At 71.0% G+C, this 17,527-nt stretch carries 19 protein-coding genes; 4 read left to right on the top strand and 15 right to left on the bottom strand.

All coding sequences use genetic code 11. The features are described from left to right. Window positions 1-71: 71 nt before the first annotated feature. Complete coding sequence (locus tag DEJ35_RS01170; RefSeq protein ID WP_111191888.1) at window positions 72-1,400, top strand: ABC transporter substrate-binding protein; 1,329 nt, start codon at window positions 72-74, stop codon at window positions 1,398-1,400. Window positions 1,401-1,553: 153 nt separating this feature from the next. On the opposite strand, the gene rarD is transcribed toward DEJ35_RS01170, so the two are convergent. Together rarD and groES are read right to left on the bottom strand one after the other, a co-directional pair. Beyond that, window positions 1,554-2,516 carry an EamA family transporter RarD gene (gene rarD / locus DEJ35_RS01165; RefSeq protein ID WP_181435463.1) on the bottom strand — a complete coding sequence of 321 codons (963 nt, stop codon included), beginning with the start codon at window positions 2,514-2,516 and terminating at the stop codon, window positions 1,554-1,556. Window positions 2,517-2,673: 157 nt separating this feature from the next. Beyond that, window positions 2,674-2,970 carry a co-chaperone GroES gene (groES, locus tag DEJ35_RS01160; RefSeq protein ID WP_017885484.1) on the bottom strand — a complete coding sequence of 99 codons (297 nt, stop codon included), beginning with the start codon at window positions 2,968-2,970 and terminating at the stop codon, window positions 2,674-2,676. Window positions 2,971-3,130: 160 nt separating this feature from the next. On the opposite strand from groES, the gene DEJ35_RS01155 reads away from it, so the two are divergent. Then, window positions 3,131-4,333: a class I SAM-dependent methyltransferase gene (locus DEJ35_RS01155; protein ID WP_110859521.1), complete on the top strand. Its 1,203-nt coding sequence runs from the start codon at window positions 3,131-3,133 to the stop codon at window positions 4,331-4,333. 31 nt (window positions 4,334-4,364) lie between these two features. Here DEJ35_RS01155 and DEJ35_RS01150 read toward each other — a convergent pair whose 3' ends face one another. From DEJ35_RS01150 to glmS, 11 genes are all read right to left on the bottom strand, one after another. Further along, window positions 4,365-5,123 (bottom strand): DUF4190 domain-containing protein, encoded by a 759-nt coding sequence (locus tag DEJ35_RS01150; protein WP_146238510.1) that lies wholly within the window; start codon window positions 5,121-5,123, stop codon window positions 4,365-4,367. Between the two features lie 85 nt (window positions 5,124-5,208). Then, window positions 5,209-6,264 carry a tRNA (adenosine(37)-N6)-threonylcarbamoyltransferase complex transferase subunit TsaD gene (tsaD, locus tag DEJ35_RS01145; protein ID WP_111191886.1) on the bottom strand — a complete coding sequence of 352 codons (1,056 nt, stop codon included), beginning with the start codon at window positions 6,262-6,264 and terminating at the stop codon, window positions 5,209-5,211. Beyond that, entirely contained in the window at window positions 6,251-6,796 is a 546-nt protein-coding gene (gene rimI, locus DEJ35_RS01140; protein WP_181435462.1) for a ribosomal protein S18-alanine N-acetyltransferase, read from the bottom strand. Before rimI ends, tsaD begins: the two co-directional genes overlap by 14 nt. After that, the gene (tsaB, locus tag DEJ35_RS01135) at window positions 6,793-7,428 is read right to left on the bottom strand and encodes a tRNA (adenosine(37)-N6)-threonylcarbamoyltransferase complex dimerization subunit type 1 TsaB (protein WP_111191885.1); all 636 of its coding nucleotides are present in this window, start codon (window positions 7,426-7,428) and stop codon (window positions 6,793-6,795) included. Before tsaB ends, rimI begins: the two co-directional genes overlap by 4 nt. A 44-nt stretch (window positions 7,429-7,472) precedes the next feature. Further along, on the bottom strand, window positions 7,473-7,937 hold the full coding sequence (locus DEJ35_RS01130) for a hypothetical protein (protein WP_111191884.1): 465 nt from the start codon (window positions 7,935-7,937) through the stop codon (window positions 7,473-7,475). Window positions 7,938-7,981: 44 nt separating this feature from the next. After that, window positions 7,982-8,581 (bottom strand): NAD(P)H-dependent oxidoreductase, encoded by a 600-nt coding sequence (locus tag DEJ35_RS01125; RefSeq protein ID WP_111191883.1) that lies wholly within the window; start codon window positions 8,579-8,581, stop codon window positions 7,982-7,984. Between the two features lie 313 nt (window positions 8,582-8,894). Further along, complete coding sequence (tsaE, locus tag DEJ35_RS01115; RefSeq protein WP_220032931.1) at window positions 8,895-9,404, bottom strand: tRNA (adenosine(37)-N6)-threonylcarbamoyltransferase complex ATPase subunit type 1 TsaE; 510 nt, start codon at window positions 9,402-9,404, stop codon at window positions 8,895-8,897. Beyond that, complete coding sequence (gene alr, locus DEJ35_RS01110) at window positions 9,401-10,567, bottom strand: alanine racemase (protein ID WP_181420020.1); 1,167 nt, start codon at window positions 10,565-10,567, stop codon at window positions 9,401-9,403. The genes tsaE and alr (DEJ35_RS01110) overlap by 4 nt, the downstream gene beginning before the upstream one ends. Further along, on the bottom strand, window positions 10,564-11,667 hold the full coding sequence (gene alr, locus DEJ35_RS01105; protein ID WP_110859514.1) for an alanine racemase: 1,104 nt from the start codon (window positions 11,665-11,667) through the stop codon (window positions 10,564-10,566). Before alr (DEJ35_RS01105) ends, alr (DEJ35_RS01110) begins: the two co-directional genes overlap by 4 nt. Beyond that, on the bottom strand, window positions 11,664-12,059 hold the full coding sequence (locus tag DEJ35_RS01100) for a holo-ACP synthase (RefSeq protein WP_110859513.1): 396 nt from the start codon (window positions 12,057-12,059) through the stop codon (window positions 11,664-11,666). The genes alr (DEJ35_RS01105) and DEJ35_RS01100 overlap by 4 nt, the downstream gene beginning before the upstream one ends. An 8-nt stretch (window positions 12,060-12,067) precedes the next feature. Then, a complete protein-coding gene (gene glmS / locus DEJ35_RS01095; protein ID WP_110859512.1) occupies window positions 12,068-13,915 on the bottom strand; it encodes a glutamine--fructose-6-phosphate transaminase (isomerizing) in 1,848 nt (615 codons plus the stop codon). A gap of 70 nt (window positions 13,916-13,985) precedes the next feature. On the opposite strand from glmS, the gene DEJ35_RS01090 reads away from it, so the two are divergent. Both DEJ35_RS01090 and coaA read left to right on the top strand, forming a co-directional pair. After that, window positions 13,986-14,471, top strand: coding sequence for a glutathione peroxidase (locus DEJ35_RS01090; RefSeq protein ID WP_110859511.1), 486 nt, complete (start codon window positions 13,986-13,988; stop codon window positions 14,469-14,471). 105 nt (window positions 14,472-14,576) lie between these two features. Continuing rightward, window positions 14,577-15,521 (top strand): type I pantothenate kinase, encoded by a 945-nt coding sequence (gene coaA, locus DEJ35_RS01085; RefSeq protein ID WP_110859510.1) that lies wholly within the window; start codon window positions 14,577-14,579, stop codon window positions 15,519-15,521. A 92-nt stretch (window positions 15,522-15,613) separates the two neighbouring features. On the opposite strand, the gene glmM is transcribed toward coaA, so the two are convergent. Both glmM and rpsI read right to left on the bottom strand, forming a co-directional pair. Next, window positions 15,614-16,987, bottom strand: coding sequence for a phosphoglucosamine mutase (glmM, locus tag DEJ35_RS01080; RefSeq protein WP_110859509.1), 1,374 nt, complete (start codon window positions 16,985-16,987; stop codon window positions 15,614-15,616). A 22-nt stretch (window positions 16,988-17,009) separates the two neighbouring features. After that, window positions 17,010-17,495 carry a 30S ribosomal protein S9 gene (gene rpsI / locus DEJ35_RS01075; protein ID WP_027466716.1) on the bottom strand — a complete coding sequence of 162 codons (486 nt, stop codon included), beginning with the start codon at window positions 17,493-17,495 and terminating at the stop codon, window positions 17,010-17,012. Window positions 17,496-17,527: the final 32 nt, after the last annotated feature.

The following is a 17,527-nucleotide window of genomic DNA, read 5'->3' as shown; positions in this document are numbered from 1 at the left end:
CTCGACATCCAGTGGAGGCGTCGCATTCACCCGAAGCGGCACAGCCTCCGCGCAGAGAAAGGGCTCCACGGATGATCAGAACCACCCGTGCCACCGCGGCACTGGCGTTGGCGGGCGCAGCAGCCGTCCTCCTCGCCGCGTGTTCCACCACCGGCAGTGCTTCCCCCTCGAGCTCGGCGTCGAGCGATGCGAAGAAGGATCCCGCCGCCAGCTGCAAGGCCCCGGACACCCCCGGCACGGACGCGCTGAAGATCGGCACGATCCTGCCCCTGACCGGTTCGCTGGCCTACCTCAACCCGCCGGCCGAGTCCGGTGTCGGCCTGGCCGTCAAGGACATCAACGCCGCGGGCGGCGTCCTCGACAAGGACGTCACGATCGACCCGGCGACCGACTCCGGTGACAGCAACGACATGACCGTGTCGAGCTCCGCCGCGACGAAGCTCGTCAACGCGAAGGTCCCGGTCGCGATCGGCGCCGAGTCCTCGTCCGTCACGTTGAACGTCATCGACCAGCTGACGAGCAACTGCATCGTCGAGATCTCGCCCGCGAACACCGCGTCCGACCTCTCCGGCTACTCGTCGTACTACTACCGGACCGCACCGCCGGACTCGGTGCAGGGTTCCGCGCTCGGTCAGCTCGTGACCGGTGACGGCAACGCGAAGGTCGCCTTCCTGGTCTTCAACGACACCTACGGCACCGGCCTCCGCAACTCGGTGCAGTCGGCCGTCGAGGCCTCCGGTGGCCAGGTCGTCTACGGCGGCAAGGGCGAGGGCCAGGAGTTCCCGCCCGGCCAGACCACGTTCTCGTCCGAGGTGACCGCTGCCCTGGCCGCGAAGCCCGACGCGATCGTCGTCCTCGCCTTCGACGAGACGAAGTCGATCATTCCGGAGCTCGTCTCCCAGGGGAACGAAGCGAAGATCTACATGTCCGACGGCAACACGGCGGACTACTCGAAGGACTTCGACAAGGGCACCCTCAGCGGCGCCCAGGGCACCATCCCCGGCGCCTCGCCGAAGGACGACTTCAAGAAGCAGCTCGCCGCCTTCTACAAGGACTCGTCGGGCAAGACGCTCGCCGACTACTCGTACGCGGCGGAGTCCTACGACGCCACCGTCCTCGCGGCCCTCGCCGCGGTGAAGGGCAAGGGCACCGACTCCGGCACGATCCAGGCGAACATGGCTGCCGTGTCCGGTGCTGACGGCGGCACCGAGTGCGCCACGTTCAAGGAGTGCAAGACCCTCCTGGACGACGGCGAGGACATCCACTACACCGGCCCGTCCGGCATCGGTCCGTTCGACGACAACAACGACCCGTCGAGCGCCTACATCGGCATCTACAAGTTCGACGGCGACAACAAGCCCGTCTACCAGAGCGCCATCCAGGGTGCGGTGAAGAAGTAGGGCACAGCCCAGCACCGCTCGCGAAAGCGACAGTCCCCCGCGGAACCTCCGCGGGGGACTGTCGCTTTCGCTTCGGTGTCGGGGACGACCGGCAGGATGTGTCGCCTTCGCAGGACGGAGCGACGGGCGGCCTGGAGGCCCGTGGGGCCCGGGTCAGACCGGCTCGGCCGCGGCGGGTGCGAGCGCCAGGCGACGAGACGCCCGTGCGGCGGCGAACGAGTCCGCCGTCAGCACCACGAGCGCGAGCCACACGATGCCGAAGCCGAACCAGCGGCCCGCTGACATCTCCTCGTGCTGCACCAGCACTCCGACGAGCAGCTGCATCACGGGCGCCAGGTACTGGGTCAGGCCGAGGGTCGACAGGCTCACCCGACGGGCCGACGACGCGAACAGCAGCAGCGGCACCGCGGTCGCCGGCCCGGTCAGCACGGTGATGACCACGTGTCCCCAGCCCTCGCTCGTGAACGTCACCCCGCCGCCGAGCCCGGTCGCCCCGAGCACCACCAGCGCCACGACTGCGATCGGCAGCAGCCACACGGTCTCGAGTGTCAGGCCGCTCAGGGCGTCCACGGTGCCGCCGACGCGCTTCTTCACCAGGCCGTACAGCCCGAACGAGAACGCCAGGGCCAGCGAGATCCACGGCATCTGCCCGTACCCGATGGCGATGACGACGACGGCGACGACGCTCAGCCCGACGGCGGTCCACTGCGCCGGACGCAGGCGTTCACGCAGGACCACGACGCCGAGCGCGATCGTGACGAGTGGGTTGATGAAGTAGCCGAGCGCGGCCTCGACGGTGTGGCCGGTGGTCGTCGCGAGGACGTAAACGGTCCAGTTGACCAGGATCAGGACGGCGGCGAGCCCCATCACGAGCATCACGCGGCGCTGGGCCATCAGGGTGCGGGTGCGGAGCCACGACCGGGTGACGGCGATCGCGACCGCGCAGAACACCAGGCCGAAGACGATCCGCCACGACACGATCTCGAACGCCGCCGCGGGGGCCATGGCCGCGAACAGCAGGGGCATCAGACCCCAGAGCCCGTACGCCACGATGGCCTGCACCACGCCGACGGATGCCTCGCTGCGGACAGGTCGCGCGGGACTCGGTTCACTCACGGAACCATCCTAGGAACGACCGCCGACCCGTGGGACGCGCGCCGGGCCTCCAGGCGGGCTGATCAGGACCCCAATGCCCGGGTGACGGGCCCCGGGAAACACGTCACGCCCCGTCGGCCCGAAGGCCGGACGGGGCGTGACGTGTCGAGTACTCGACTCAGTGAACGATGACCGCGAGGACGTCGCGGGCCGACAGGACCAGCAGGTCCTCGCCCGAGTACTTGACCTCGGTTCCGCCGTACTTGGAGTAGATGACCTTGTCACCCACGGCGACGTCGAGCGGGACGCGGTTGCCGTTGTCGTCGATGCGACCCGGACCCACGGCGACGACCTCGCCCTCCTGGGGCTTCTCCTTCGCGGTGTCGGGGATGACCAGACCGGAAGCGGTGGTCTGCTCCGCCTCGACCTGGCGGATGACGATGCGATCCTCGAGCGGCTTGATGCTGACGGCCACGGTGACCTCTTCTTTCTCGGTACGGACTCGGTACAGATGAAAACCGGGTTGGCACTTCGCACAGGAGAGTGCCAACGCCAACTCTAGGGGGCCTCTGGCACTCGGTCAATCCGAGTGCCAGCAGATCCGGAGAACACGCAGCACCTGCGAGGATCGACGCATGGACGCCGCCGAACTCACCGCACTGCTGACCTCCGACGGGATGGCCCTGCTCGACCGTACCCCCGGCGTCTCCGACGGCGGCGAGATCGTCCGCGTGGTGTCCCGGCTGCGCGCCGAGGGCCACGATCCCCGGCTCGTCGCGGCCGTCCTCACCCAGGCGAAGCTGCGGCTGAAGGCCCGCGGCAAGTTCGGCGACTTCGCGTCCCGCATGCTCTTCACCGAGGCCGGGCTCGAGCAGGCCACCCGGCTGCAGGTCGCGGCCCAGCACGCGGGACGCTTCGCCGCGGCCGGGCTGACCCGTGTCGCCGACCTCGGCTGCGGCATCGGCGGGGACGCCATGGCGATGGCGGCGCTCGACCTCGACGTCACCGCCGTCGATCGCGACGAGGTGACCGCGGCCGTCGCGACCCACAACCTGGCGGTCTGGCCGAACGCGCGGGTGGAACTCGGTGATGCCGCGTCCTTCGACCTGTCCTCGGTGGACGGCGTGTGGATGGACCCCGCACGACGCACCTCCGGCCACTCGGACACCCGCCGGCTCGCCGACCCGGACGACTGGTCGCCCTCGCTCGACACCGTGTTCGCCGCGGCGACGACGACGCCGACCGGCGTGAAGCTCGGTCCGGGCATCGACCGCGACCTGATCCCGGACACCGCCGAGGCGCAGTGGACCTCCGTCGACCGCGAGGTCGTGGAGCTCGCCCTGTGGTTCGGCCCCCTCGCCCGCCCCGGGATCCGCCGCGCTGCCACCGTCATCGGCGCACACGGCATCGCCGAGATGACCGGAGCGGCCGACGCCGACGACGCCGAGGTCGGACCGCTCGGCGCCCACCTGTACGAGCCCGACGGCGCCGTGATCCGCGCACGGCTGATCGGCGACCTGGCACGCAGCCTCGACGGGCACATGTTGTCCGACGGCATCGCCTACGTCACGTCCGACCGCGCCGTCACGACCCCCTTCGCGCAGGGCTTCCGGGTGCTCGACACGATGCCGCTCGACGTCAAGCGACTGGCTGCGCGGCTCGCCGCCGACAGCATCGGCACCGTCGAGATCAAGAAGCGCGGCGTCGACGTCGACCCCGCCCAGTTCCGCAAGCGGCTGCGGTTGCGCGGGTCGGGTCGCGTCACGCTCGTGCTCACCCGCCTGGAGGGACGCCACACGGCGATCCTGTGCGAGCGGCTCACCGACACGGTCGGCTGACGGCCGGGGGCCGCGCGGTGCTCCGTCAGCGTCAGTTGACGAAGGCGCCGGAGCTCGAGCTGTAGTCGGAGTAGTCCGAGTAGTCCGACGCGTTCGCGATCGAGATCCACACCAGGGCGACGATCAGGATGAACAGGCCCGTCAGGATCCAGCCACCGATGATGCCGGCGAGCGCGAGGCCACGGCCGCCCTCACCGCTCTGCTTGATCTTGCCGAGGGCGATGTGGCCCATGATCGCGCCGGCCGGGCTCGTCAGGATGATGATCGGCCAGATGATGATGCCGCCGAACGCGAAGACGATCGACAGGATCGACAGGACGTTCGTCTTCGGGCGCTGCGCGTAGGGCTGGTAGGTGTACGGGTTCGACGCGTAGGGCTGCTGCTGACCGTACGGGTTCTGCTGCTGACCGTACGGGTTCTGCGGGGCGCCGTAGGCATTCTGCTGCTGCTGAGCCGCGTACGGGTTCTGCTGCTGTGCGTACGGGTTCGACTGGGACTGCGGTGCCGCGTACGGGTCCTGCTGCTGCGGCTGACCGTACGGGTTCGACTGCTGCGGCGCCGCGTACGGGTTCTGCTGCTGCGGAGCGCCGTACGGGTTCTGCGGCTGCTGCGGCGCCGCGTACGGGTCCTGCTGCTGGCCGTACGGGTGCTGGGGTGCTTCCGGGGCCGACGGGGCCTGCGGTGCGTCAGGAGCCTGCGGGGCGTCCGGGGCGGGCGTGCCGTCGGGCTGTCCGTTCACTGGTCCGTTCGGCGTCTCGCCCGGCTTCGGCCACTCGTTCTGATCGGACACCGTCCACCCCTCTCGGCGTCCGGTCTCTCCGACGCCAGGTTGAATCCTCCCACAGGCTCCCGAAGAAGGACCGGGGCAGAACTGGTCAGACCTGGACGGTCGTCACCGGCAGGGTCGAGTCCGCGGCGATGCCGAGGTCGCTCGGCGCGTGCCCCTCGGCGACCAGACGGGCTCCGACGGCGGCGATCATCGCGCCGTTGTCGGTGCACAGGTCGAACGGCGGGATCCGCAGCCGCACGCCCGCCGCCGCGCAACGCTCCTCGGCGACCTGGCGCAGTCGGGCGTTCGCGACGACCCCTCCACCGAGCAGCAGCCGGTCGACGCCGGTGTCGCGGCACGCGTTCAGGGCCTTGGTCAGCAGGACGTCGACCACGGCCTCGCGGAAGCTCGCGGCGACGTCGGCCACCGGCACCTCGCGGCCCTCGTCGCGGCAGCGCTCGACCCACCGTGCGACAGCGGTCTTGAGCCCCGAGAACGAGAAGTCGTACCGGTGCGCGGCCATGTCCTTCGGCAGCGTCAGTCCCCGGGGGAACCGGATCGCCGTCGGGTCGCCATCGGCCGCGGCTCGGTCGATCTGAGGGCCGCCGGGGTAGGGCAGCCCGAGCAGCCGCGCGACCTTGTCGAACGCCTCGCCCGCCGCGTCGTCGATCGTCTCGCCGAGCAGTTCGACGTCGCCGACCAGGTCCCGCACCAGCAGCAGCGACGTGTGGCCACCGGAGACCAGCAGCGCGATCGTCGGCAGCTCGATCTCGCTGCCGTCCTCACGCAGCACGTCGGCGCCGACGTGCCCGACCAGGTGGTTCACGCCGTACAGGGGCTTGCCGGTGGCCACGGCGAGCGCCTTCGCAGCGCCCACCCCGACCATGAGCGCCCCCGCCAGGCCCGGCCCGGCGGTGACCGCGACCGCGTCGAGTTCGTCGAGGGTGACGCCGGCGCGGTCGAGCGCCTCGTGCAGCGTCGGTGTCATCGCCTCCAGGTGGGCCCGTGCGGCGACCTCGGGCACGACCCCGCCGTACCGCGCGTGCTCGTCCATGCTCGAGGCGATCACGTTCGCCAGCAGGGTGCTCCCCCGCACGATGCCGACGCCGGTCTCGTCGCAGCTCGTCTCGATGCCGAGCACCAGTGGTTCAGTCGCGCTCACCGAGGGCCTCCTGTCCGATGGGTCCGACGCCCGACGACCGCTCGGCGTCCGGGCCGGGCAGTTCCGCCCGCATCACCCACGCGTCGACGCCGTCCGGTTGGTAGTAGCGCGGCCGGGTCGCGATGTGCTCGAACCCGAACGCCGTGTACATCGCCTGCGCCACGGGGTTGTCCGCGCGCACCTCGAGGAACACCTCGCGCACACCGCGGCGCCGGGCCTCGTCGAGCAGCTCCGTGAACAGGACCCGCCCGAGCCCCTTGCCGCGCTGGTCCGCGGCGACGGCGATGGTCTGCACGTCGGCCACCGGGTTGCCCGCGAGCGACGAGAGCCCGGCGTACCCGACGACCTGCGGCGCGGAGGCGTCGTCGACCGTCTCGATCACGACGTAGTACCCGTGCGGTGAGTACAGCTCGCCCGACATCTGAGACGCCGACCAGGCGTCCGTCGGGAACGAGACGTGCTCGAGCCACATGATGTCGTCGAGGTCCTGCGGGTGTGCTCGCCGCAGGCGGAGCCCGTCCGGCAGGCTCACTGCTTCACCCGCTTCGGCGCACCCGGCACCGTGACGTCGGGATCGCGCAGGTACAGGGGCGTGTCCTGGTCGAACGCCGCACCGGACGCGAGCCGGTCCGCGGCGAGCGAGCCGAGCCTCCAGGCCGGGATGGACGCGACCGTCAGGCGGTCCCAGCCCACCGCTTCGGGCCGGGAGGCACGGATCGCGTCGTCGAGATCGGCGGGCTTGGCGAGTCCGGGGCCGGCCACGCGGACGCCGTCGGCGTCGTAGGCGCTCCAGTAGACCTCGCGGCGTCGGGCGTCCGTGAGGACGACGAACGGCCCGTCGATGCCCGAGTCGCGCTGGTCGAGGGCCACGGCGTCGTGGCTGACGAGGGGCAGGACGGGGACGCCGCGGGCTGCGGCGAAGGTGCGGGCGGCGGCGATGCCGACGCGCAGGCCGGTGAAGGGGCCGGGGCCCATGCCGGCGACGACGCCGGTGACGTCGGCTCCGCTGATGCCGGCGTCGGCGAGGGTCTCGGCGAGGAACGGGCCGATCACCTCGGCATGCCGGCGGCTGTCCTCGGTGTCGCGGGTCGCGAGGGCCAGGCCGGTGGCCGGGTCGACGACGGCGACGGAGGTCCCGGCGGAGGTGTCGATCGCGAGCAGCACCCGTCCATCGTAGGCGGCTGCGACGGGCCGGACCGGCGGTCGGGCTACTCGAACCGGACCGTGCCCGTCGTCGAGGCCTCGGATGCATCCTGGAGGTGCCGCAAGCGTGAACGGATCGCGCCGTCCTGACGACGCAGGACGACGGCGACGTCAGGTACCGACATCCCGGCTGCGAGCATCGACTCCAACCCGGCATCCTCCTGCGGTGTCCACGGCGCGTAAGCGGCGGGTCGATCCAGCCGGGCGGCATCGACCTGCGGGTTGCCGGTCGGCGCCGCGCGCACCGTCATCGGCGAAGACACGTCGTCGGTACCCGTCGTCGTGACCCCCGTCACCGACGGACCTTGCTCCGGATCGGTCGCCCTCACTGCCAAGCGGGCGACCGCCGTGATGGGGTGGCGTGCCGCGACCACACCCGCGGACGACCGGAACACCAGCTCGGCGCCGTCGCGGTCGACGGTGCTGACCTCGAGATCGCTGAAGCCCCCGTTGTCGAAGACGATGCGCATCGCTCCCCCGTTCGCGCTGACCAGACCTGCTGCGAGGGTATCGGTCACTGCCCGTGCCGGTCGACGACCGCACGACGGACGGCGTCCACGGCGGCGGTGACCGCTCGCCCACGCGCCGAGGCGTCGTCGGACTCCGAGTCGTGCACGAACGCGGTGACGCCACGCCGAGCCCCGCAGAAGTCGACGATCCCGTGCACGACCTGCGTTCGGAGGGCCTCGCCGTACCCGTGCCGCTCGTACACGCCGGCGTCGTCACCCGCGATCGGGACCAGGTGGACGGTCAACCGTCCGAGGTTCCGGCGCATCGCGCCCTCGGCCTCGACGTCGAACGCCCACCCGTTCACGAACACCCGGTCCACCCACCCCTTGAGCAGCGCCGGCATCGACCACCACCAGACCGGGAACACGAGCACCAGGTCGGTTGCACGGTCGATCCGCTGCTGCTCGGCCACGATGTCGGGCGGGGCGACCGCCCCGGTCCGGTACGTCTGCCGGTCAGCCAGCGTGAACCCTGGGTCGAACCCTTCGTCGGCGAGGTCGGCGAGTTCTGCGGAACCCGACGGCAGCGCGTCGCGCAGCCGATGCGCGACGTGGTGCGTGAGCGACTCGGGGTCGGGGTGGGCGGTCACGATGAGCGTCTGCACACCTCATCTTCTCGAGGGTCCCTGGGCGGCGGCGGGATGGTCAGCCGGAAGTCTGCTCCCGGGCCCATGCGACCTCGTGGTCCAACTGCCCGGTCCGACGGAACAGGCGGACCTGGTGCGTGTCCGGCAGCACGGCAGCCAGTGCCTGTCGGTCGGCGGGCGTGAAGCCGAGCGACTGTCAGAACGGACAACGGACCGGAGCGACGCGAGAACGGCCGCACCGTCGGCTCGTCGAGGCCAGCGAGGGTCAGGTCCGCCCCGACGAGGAACGCACGGAGCGCCTCCACGTCGCCCGCGTCGACGGGCTGCAGGGTCAGAGGGCCGCGCCTTCCCAACGCGGGCCGATGGCGGTCACGACGACACGGCGGGGCTCGTCGGGCACGTCGTCCGGGTCCGTGTCGTGAGCGGCTGCGTCGTCGGCACCGGTGGTACGCGTGATCTCGACGTCGAGCACGCTGTCGCTGATGCCGTCGACCATGCCGCGACCCCACTCGACGACGACGATGGCGGCGTCCCAGTCGAGGTCGAGGTCGTCGAGCTCGACCGGGTCGGACAGGCGGTAGGCGTCGACGTGCACCAGGTCCGGGCCAGCGGTCGTCGGGTGCGTCCGGGCGAGGACGAAGGTCGGGCTGGACACCTGGCCGCGCGCGCCGAGTGCAGCCCCGAGCCCGCGCGTCAGGGTCGTCTTGCCGGCACCGAGCGGTCCGGTCAGCACGACGAGGTCCCCCGCGTGCAGCACCGCGGCCAACCGGGCGCCGAGCTCCCCCATCGCCTCGGTGCCGTCGACGGTGGTGTCGAGCAGGACGTGCGCCGACTCGGTCACGGCCGCTCGCCCCGCAGGTACTCCCCGACCCGTCCCTCGATGTCGTGGCCCTCATAGGACCGGGGCACACGGCTGCCGATCCGGCAGACGATCTCCTCGCCGATGGTCTCGAGCGCCGCGCCCCACTCGAGCACGGTCATCTCGTCGTGCTCGCCGGTGCCGAACAGCACGACGGTGTCACCGGTCTGCACGTCGTCCTCGCCGACGTCCACCAGGAACTGGTCCATCGCGACGCGGCCGGCGATCGGGTAGCGCTTGCCGCCGATCGCGACCTGGATGCGGCCCTGCGCCAGACGCGGGACCCCGTCGGCGTACCCGACGGGCACGAGGGCCAGGGTCGTCTCGGTCGCGGTGCGGTACGTGTAGTCGTAGGAGACGCCGGTGTCGACGGGGACGCGCTTCGTCTTCGCGACCGACGCGGTCAGGGTCATCACCGGCTCGAGGCCGAGGTCGGCCGCCGAGACGCCGTCGGCTCCGGGGATGCCGAACAGGTTCGCACCCATCCGGACCATGTCCTTCCGGAACTCCTTGCGCTCCAGCCCCGCGAGCGACGCGGCGACGTGCTCCATCGGGACGTCGAGCCCCAGGTCCTCGGCGATCTCGATCGCGGCGTCGAACACGGCGACCGCGGCGCTGTCCTCGTGGTCGGACGCCTCGGCCAGGTGCGTGTACGCGGCGACGACCTCGATGCGGCCGTTCCGCTGGGCGTCCCGGGCGAGCTCGACGAGCGTCGGCCAGTCCGCCGGGGTCGCGCCGTCGCGGTGCAGGCCGGAGTCGACGCCGAGGTGCACCCGGGCCGGTCGCTGGTCGACGGCGTCGATGATGCGCCGCAGCTCGGCGACGTTCGAGACGCCGAGGTCGACGGCCGAGTCGATGGCGTCACGGAAGTCCAGGTCGGGGTCGTGCTGCCAGGTGAACAGGTGGACGTCCTCGCCGACGCCGATCGCGCGCAGGCGCAGGGCGGCGGACACCGTCAGCACACCGATCCAGCGGATCCCGGCGTCGACGGCGGCGAGCGCGATCGGCTCGAGGCCGTGCCCGTACGCGTCGGCCTTCATGATCGCCATCACGGCGACCGGGTCCATCCACTCGCGGACACGGTCGAGGTTGGCACGGTAGGCGTCGAGGTCGATGCGCGCCTGACGCAGCGGTGCGGAGCTCACGTCGTCCTCCGTTCCACGCTGCGGCCGATCCGGGCGACCACCTCGTAGTTGATCGTGCCGATGGCGTCGGCCCAGTCCTCGACGGCGGGGTCGCCGTTCGCGGGGTCGCCCCACAGCACCGCCTCGTCGCCGACCTGGACGTCGGCGTCGCCGATGTCGACGTGCATGGCGTTCATCGCGACGCGTCCGACCACCGGGAACGTCCGGTCGCCGATCCGCACCGAGACCCGGTTGCCGAAGTCGCGGTCGAAGCCGTCCGCGTAGCCCAGGCCGATCACGGCGAGACGGGTGTCCGTCTCGGCGCGCCAGGTGTAGCCGTAGGAGACGCCGTCGCCCGCAGCGACCGGCACGGTGCGGAGCACGGCGGCGGTGACCCGCATCGCCGGGCGCAGCCCCAGGTCGGCCGAGGTGCGACCGTCGAAGGGGCTCAGTCCGTACAGGGCGAGTCCGACGCGGGACAGGTCGTGGCGGGTCTCCGGTACGGCGATGCTCGCGGCACTCGCGGCGAGGTGCACCACGTCCGGCACGATGCCGTTCGCGGCCAGGCCGTCCAGCGCCCGCTGCAGTGCGGCGTCCTGGTCGAGGTCGTCGGTGCGCGACGCGTTCGACAGGTGGGACATGAGCCCCTCGACCCGGGTGCGGTTGCCGGCTCGGGCCAGGGCGCCGGCGGTCGCGAAGAGCTCGGCCCACTCGGACTCGACCGCACCGTTGCGGCTCAGGCCGGTGTCGACGCACAGGTGCACGGCGCGGACGTCGGAGTCGGCTGCTGCGGAGAGCTGCTCGACGCTCGACACCGCGGGCGTGACGTCGAACTGGGCGGCGCGGCGGAAGTCCTCGTCGGGGGCGTGCAGCCACGCGAGGATCCGCACCCCCTCGTCGATGCCGCCCTGACGGAGCGCGACGGCCTCGTCGATGTCGGCGACCCCGAGCCACTCGGCCCCGGCGTCGACGAAGGCCTGCGCGGCGTCGAGGGCCCCGTGGCCGTAGGCGTTCGCCTTGACCACCGCGATGACCCCGGCCGGGGCGACCCGGTCGGCGATGGTCGCGTAGTTCTCGATCAGGGCTCCGCGATCGAGCGTGATGCCGGTGAACGCACTCACTGGATCGTTCCTTCCAGGACCACGTCTGTTCCTTCCAGGACCACGAACGCGGTCGCGATCCCTCCATCATGCGAGAGCGACAGGTGCACGCTCGTCACGCCACGCGCGTCCGCCACCTGCCGGGCGCCCTGGTGCAGGGTGAGCGACGGGTTCCGCTGGTCGTCGGACACGACCTCGAGGTCCTGCCAGCTCAGCCCGGCACTCGACCCGAAGGCCTTGATCAGGGCTTCCTTCGCCGCGAACCGTGCGGCGAGGGACGCGATCGGCCGGGGCTCGCCGTCACGGATCTGCTCGGACGGCGTGAACAGCCGCGCCCGCATCGCCGGTGTGCGCTCCAGCACCCGTTCGAACCGCTCCAGGTCGACCACGTCGACCCCGATCCCGATGATCACCGTCGCGACTACTCGACGGTGACCGACTTCGCGAGGTTGCGTGGCTGGTCCACGTCGAGGCCCTTGGCGGCGGCGAGCTCCATCCCGAACATGTGCAGCGGTGCCACGGCGAGCAGCGGCTCGAACAGCGGGGTCGCGAGGGGGATCCGCAGGACCTCGTCGGCGAAGGGCAGCACCGCGGCGTCGCCTTCTTCAGCGATGGCGATCACCCGGGCACCGCGGGCGCGGATCTCCTGGATGTTCGAGACGACCTTCGGGTGCAGCGATCGGGGGTCGCGCGGCGACGGCACGATGACGAAGACGATCTGGCCCGGCTCGATCAGGGCGATCGGGCCGTGCTTGAGCTCCCCGGCGGCGAAGCCCTCGGCGTGGATGTACGCGAGCTCCTTGAGCTTGAGGGCACCCTCGAGCGCGATCGGGTAGCCGACGTGGCGGCCGAGGAACAGCACGCTCCGGGTGTCCGCCATCCAGCGGGCCAGGTCCTTGATGCCGGCGGCGTCCTCGATGGTCTGCTGCAGCTTCGGCGCGAGCCCCTCGAGCTCGGCCACCTGCTCGGCGATCTGCTCGGCGGTGAGCGTGCCGCGCAGCGTCGCCAGGTGTAGCCCGAGCAGGTAGAGCGCGACGCCCTGGGCGATGAAGGCCTTGGTCGACGCGACGGCGACCTCGGGCCCGGCGTGCGTGTAGATCACGGCGTCGGACTCACGCGGGATCGTGGCGCCCTGGGTGTTGCAGATCGACAGGACCTGCGCGCCCTGCTCGCGGGCGTACTTGACGGCCATGAGCGTGTCCATGGTCTCGCCGGACTGGCTGATCGAGACGACCAGGGTGCGCTCGTTCAACACCGGGTCGCGGTAGCGGAACTCGTGGGCGAGCTCGACCTCGACCGGCACACGGGCCCACTGCTCGATGGCGTACTTGCCCAGGATGCCGGCGTAGGCGGCGGTGCCGCAGGCGATCACGATGACGCGCTCGACCGTCGCCAGGCGGTCGGCGATCGGGTCGAGGTCGGTCAGCGTGACGGCGCCGTCGTGGACGCGGCCGAGGATCGTCTTCGCGACGGCCTCGGGCTCCTCGCTGATCTCCTTCGCCATGAACGAGCTCCAGCCGCCCTTGTCGGCGGCGGAGGCGTCCCAGTTGACCTCGAACTCGGTCGGCGTGGCCGGGGTGCCGTCGAAGTGGATGACGTCGACGCCGTCGGGGCGGATCGTGGCGATCTCGTCCTGCCCGATCGACAGTGCGCGCTGCGTGTAGGCGACGAACGCGGCGACGTCCGAGCCCATGAAGTTCTCACCGTCGCCGAGCCCGACCACCAGGGGCGAGTTGCGACGGGCACCGACGACGACGCCGGGCTGGTCGGCGTGCACGACGAGGAGCGTGAAGGCCCCCTCGAGCCGCTGCACGGCCCGCTGCATCGCTGCGGTCAGGTCACCGGTCTCGCGGAAGGCGCGTCCGACCAGGTGAGCGGCGACCTCGGAGTCGGTCTCGCTGCGGAACTCGATGCCCTCGGCCTGCAGATCGGCGCGGAGCTCGGAGAAGTTCTCGATGATGCCGTTGTGGATGAGGGCGAGCTTGTCGCCGTCGGCCAGGTGCGGGTGGGCGTTGCCGTCGGTCGGGCCACCGTGGGTCGCCCAGCGGGTGTGCCCGATGCCGGTCGTGCCGTCCGGGATCGGCGACGACTCGAGCTCGTCGACCAGGGCCTGGAGCTTGCCGGCCTTCTTGGCCGACACGAGGTCCCCTGCTGGGTCGACGACGGCGATGCCCGCCGAGTCGTAGCCGCGGTACTCGAGGCGACGGAGGCCACCGAGGAGGACGTCCTGGCTGCTGTTGCTGCCGACGTAGCCGACGATTCCACACATGGAACCGATCCTACGGTCTGCCTGGACGCCGACCCTGCGAAGTCCCAGGGGTGGGGATAACGTTTCGGCCATGGGACGCTTCGACGACATCGCCATCACCACACTGCACGGCGAGGACACCACGTTCGGCGCCTACGCCGACAAAGCCGTACTGGTCGTGAACGTCGCCTCCCGGTGCGGCCTCGCTCCGCAGTACGAGCAGCTCGAGTCCCTGCAGAAGCAGTACGGCCCCCGCGGGTTCACGGTGCTGGGCTTCCCGAGCAACCAGTTCCTGCAGGAGCTCGGCTCGTCCGAGGCGATCGACGAGTACTGCTCCACCACGTGGGGTGTGACGTTCCCGATGTCCGAGAAGGTCAAGGTCAACGGCAAGAGCGCGCACCCGCTCTACCAGGCCCTCAAGGAGACCCCGGACGCCGACGGCAAGGCCGGCCGGGTCGCCTGGAACTTCGAGAAGTTCCTCGTCGCGCCCGACGGCACCGTCACGCGCTTCCGCCCCACCACCAAGCCGGACGCCCCCGAGGTCGTCGCCGCCATCGAGGCGGCCCTGCCCGCCTGACGCGTCGCGTCCTGCGGGCGCGCACCGAGCACTGGCCGGGAGGCCCGGGGCACGTGAGCCGACCGGCTCACGTGCCCCGGGCCTCCCGTCTGTACGCTCGATCCCATGCCGTTCTCGGAGACCGCCGTCGCGCACCCGACCCCGTTCGTGGAGATCCCGCGTGACGAGTGGTCCCAGCTCGCCCCGAAGGAGCACCTGTCGCTCACCGAGACCGAGATCGTGCAGCTGCGCGGTCTCGGCGACCGGTTGGACATGCAGGAGGTGCAGGAGGTCTACCTGCCCCTGTCCCGCCTGCTCACGCTCTACGCCGCCGGTGCGCGGAACCTGCACGCCGAGACGAGCCGGTTCCTCGGGGAGCGCGCCGGACGCACGCCGTTCGTCATCGGCGTCGCCGGTTCCGTCGCGGTCGGCAAGTCCACCGTCGCCCGTCTGCTGCGCGAGCTGACGAAGCGCTGGCCGGACACCCCTCGGGTCGAGCTCGTGACGACCGACGGCTTCCTGTACCCGAACGCCGAGCTGGAGCGCCGCGGGATCATGGACCGCAAGGGCTTCCCGGAGTCGTACGACCGCCGCTCCCTGCTGCGCTTCGTGAGCCAGGTGAAGAGCGGGGCGACCGAGGTCCGCGCGCCGTACTACTCGCACCTGGTCTACGACATCGTGCCCGATGCCGAGATCGTCGTCCGGCAGCCCGACGTGCTCATCGTCGAGGGTCTCAACGTGCTGGCGCCCCCGGTGCACGGGCGGCTCGCACTGTCCGACTTGTTCGACTTCACGATCTACGTGGACGCGAAGACGAAGGACATCGAGTCCTGGTACATCGACCGGTTCCTCGCCCTGCAGGAAGAGGCGTTCTCGAGCCCCGACTCGTTCTTCCACCGGTTCGCCTCGCTGTCGCGTGAGGACGCGGTGCGGACGGCGACCGAGGTCTGGCGGGCGATCAACGAGCCGAACCTGATCGAGAACGTGCTGCCCACGCGCTCCCGCGCCACCCTGGTGCTGAAGAAGGGCGCGAACCACAAGGTGAACTCGGTCCTGCTCCGCAAGATCTGAGCTGGGGCGACACGGAACCAGGTTCCGGACACCACACCAGGGAAGAACACGGTGCTGTGTCCGGAACCTGGTTCCGTGAGCGGCGAACGCCCCTACGCGACGTCGAGCGCCAGGCGGTCCTGCACGACGGCGGCGAGCTCCTCGGCGATGCGCTGGGCATCGTCCTGCGAGGCAGCCTCGACCATGACGCGCACAACCGGCTCGGTGCCCGACGGACGGAGCAGCACACGGCCGCTGTCCCCGAGCGCCTCGGTGGCGGCGGCGATGGCGTCCTGCACGCCCTGGTCGGCGAGCCCGTGGCGATCGACGCCCCGGACGTTGAGCAGCACCTGCGGGAACACGGTCATGCACGAGGCGAGCTCCTGCAGCGACTTCCCCGTCCGTGCCATCTCGGCCACCAGGTGCAGCCCGGTCAGGATGCCGTCGCCCGTGGTGGCGAACTCGTTGAAGATGATGTGGCCGGACTGCTCGCCACCGATGGAGTAGTCGCCCTCGGTCATCTTCTCGAGCACGTAACGGTCGCCCACGCCGGCCTCGATCACGGTGATGCCCGCGTCGGCCATGGCGCGCTTCAGCCCGAGGTTCGACATGACCGTCGCGACGAGGGTGTCGTCCTTCAGTCGTCCGCGCTCCTGCAGGGACAGCGCGAGGATCGCCATGATCTGGTCACCGTCGATCGCGTTGCCCGCGGCGTCGACCGCCAGGCAACGGTCCGCGTCGCCGTCGTGTGCGATGCCGACGTCGGCGCCGTGCTCGAGCACCGCGCGGGCGAGGTTGTCGATGTGGGTCGAACCGACGCCGTCGTTGATGTTCCAGCCGTCGGGGTCGGCGCCGATGAGCGTCACGCGGGCACCCGCGTTGACGAACACCTCGGGCGAGACGCCGGCGGCGGCACCGTTGGCGCAGTCGAGCACCACGTGGATGCCGTCGAGCCGGTGCGGCAACGTGCCGAGCAGGTGCACCACGTAGCGGTCCTCGGCGTCGGCGAACCGCGAGATGCGCCCGACGTCGATGCCGGTGGGGGTGGGTGCGGAGTGGTCGTGCATGGCCGCTTCGATGCGGTCCTCGACCTCGTCCGGAAGCTTGCGGCCACCCGTGGCGAAGAACTTGATCCCGTTGTCGGGAGCGGGGTTGTGCGATGCGGAGATCATCACGCCGAAGTCGGCGTCGATGTCCGCGACGAGGAACGCCGCGGCGGGGGTGGGGATGACCCCGGCGTCGAGCACGTCGACGCCGGCCGAGGCGAGCCCGGCCGCGACGGCGGCACCGAGGAACTCGCCGGAGACGCGCGGGTCGCGCGCGAGGACCGCGCGCGGGCGCGGTCGACCCGACGCCCGGCGGGCGTCGGCGTGGTGTCCGTGTGTGAGGACGGCCGCGCTCGCCTGGGCAAGACCCAGTGCGAGCGCGGCCGTCAGCTCGCCGTTGGCGAGACCACGAACCCCGTCGGTACCGAACAGACGCGGCATGGCGATCTTCAGCCGGTGACGACTAGCGCTTCGAGAACTGCGACGCCTTGCGGGCCTTCTTGAGACCGGCCTTCTTGCGCTCGATGACGCGGGCGTCACGGGTGAGGAAGCCGGCCTTCTTGAGGGTCGCGCGGTTGTTCTCGCGGTCGATCTCGTTCAGGGTGCGGGCGATGGCGAGGCGGAGCGCGCCGGCCTGACCCGAGGGGCCACCACCGGTGATGCGGGCGACGACGTCGTACGAGCCGAGGAGCTCGAGCACCTTGAAGGGGTCGTTGATGAGCTGCTGGTGCAGCTTGTTCGGGAAGTAGTCCTCGAGCGTGCGGCCGTTCACGACGAACGTGCCGGAGCCCGGGACGAGCCGGACGCGCGCGATGGCCTCCTTGCGGCGCCCGACGGCACCGCCGGAGACGTTGAGGATCTGACGGGGAGCGGCCTCGGCAGCGGCGGGTGCGCTCTCCGTGGTGAAGCTCTCCGGGGTCTGGTCGAGGGAATCAGCGATCTGAGCCATGAGTTTTCTGTGTCCTTGAAGTCGTCGTGGCC

It is taken from the genome of Curtobacterium sp. MCPF17_051 (genome assembly GCF_003234595.1).
In the GTDB taxonomy this organism is placed as follows: Bacteria; Actinomycetota; Actinomycetes; order Actinomycetales; family Microbacteriaceae; genus Curtobacterium; species Curtobacterium flaccumfaciens.
The sequence above is the reverse complement of the archived record's forward strand: the minus strand, read 5'-3'. Positions and strand labels throughout refer to the sequence as shown.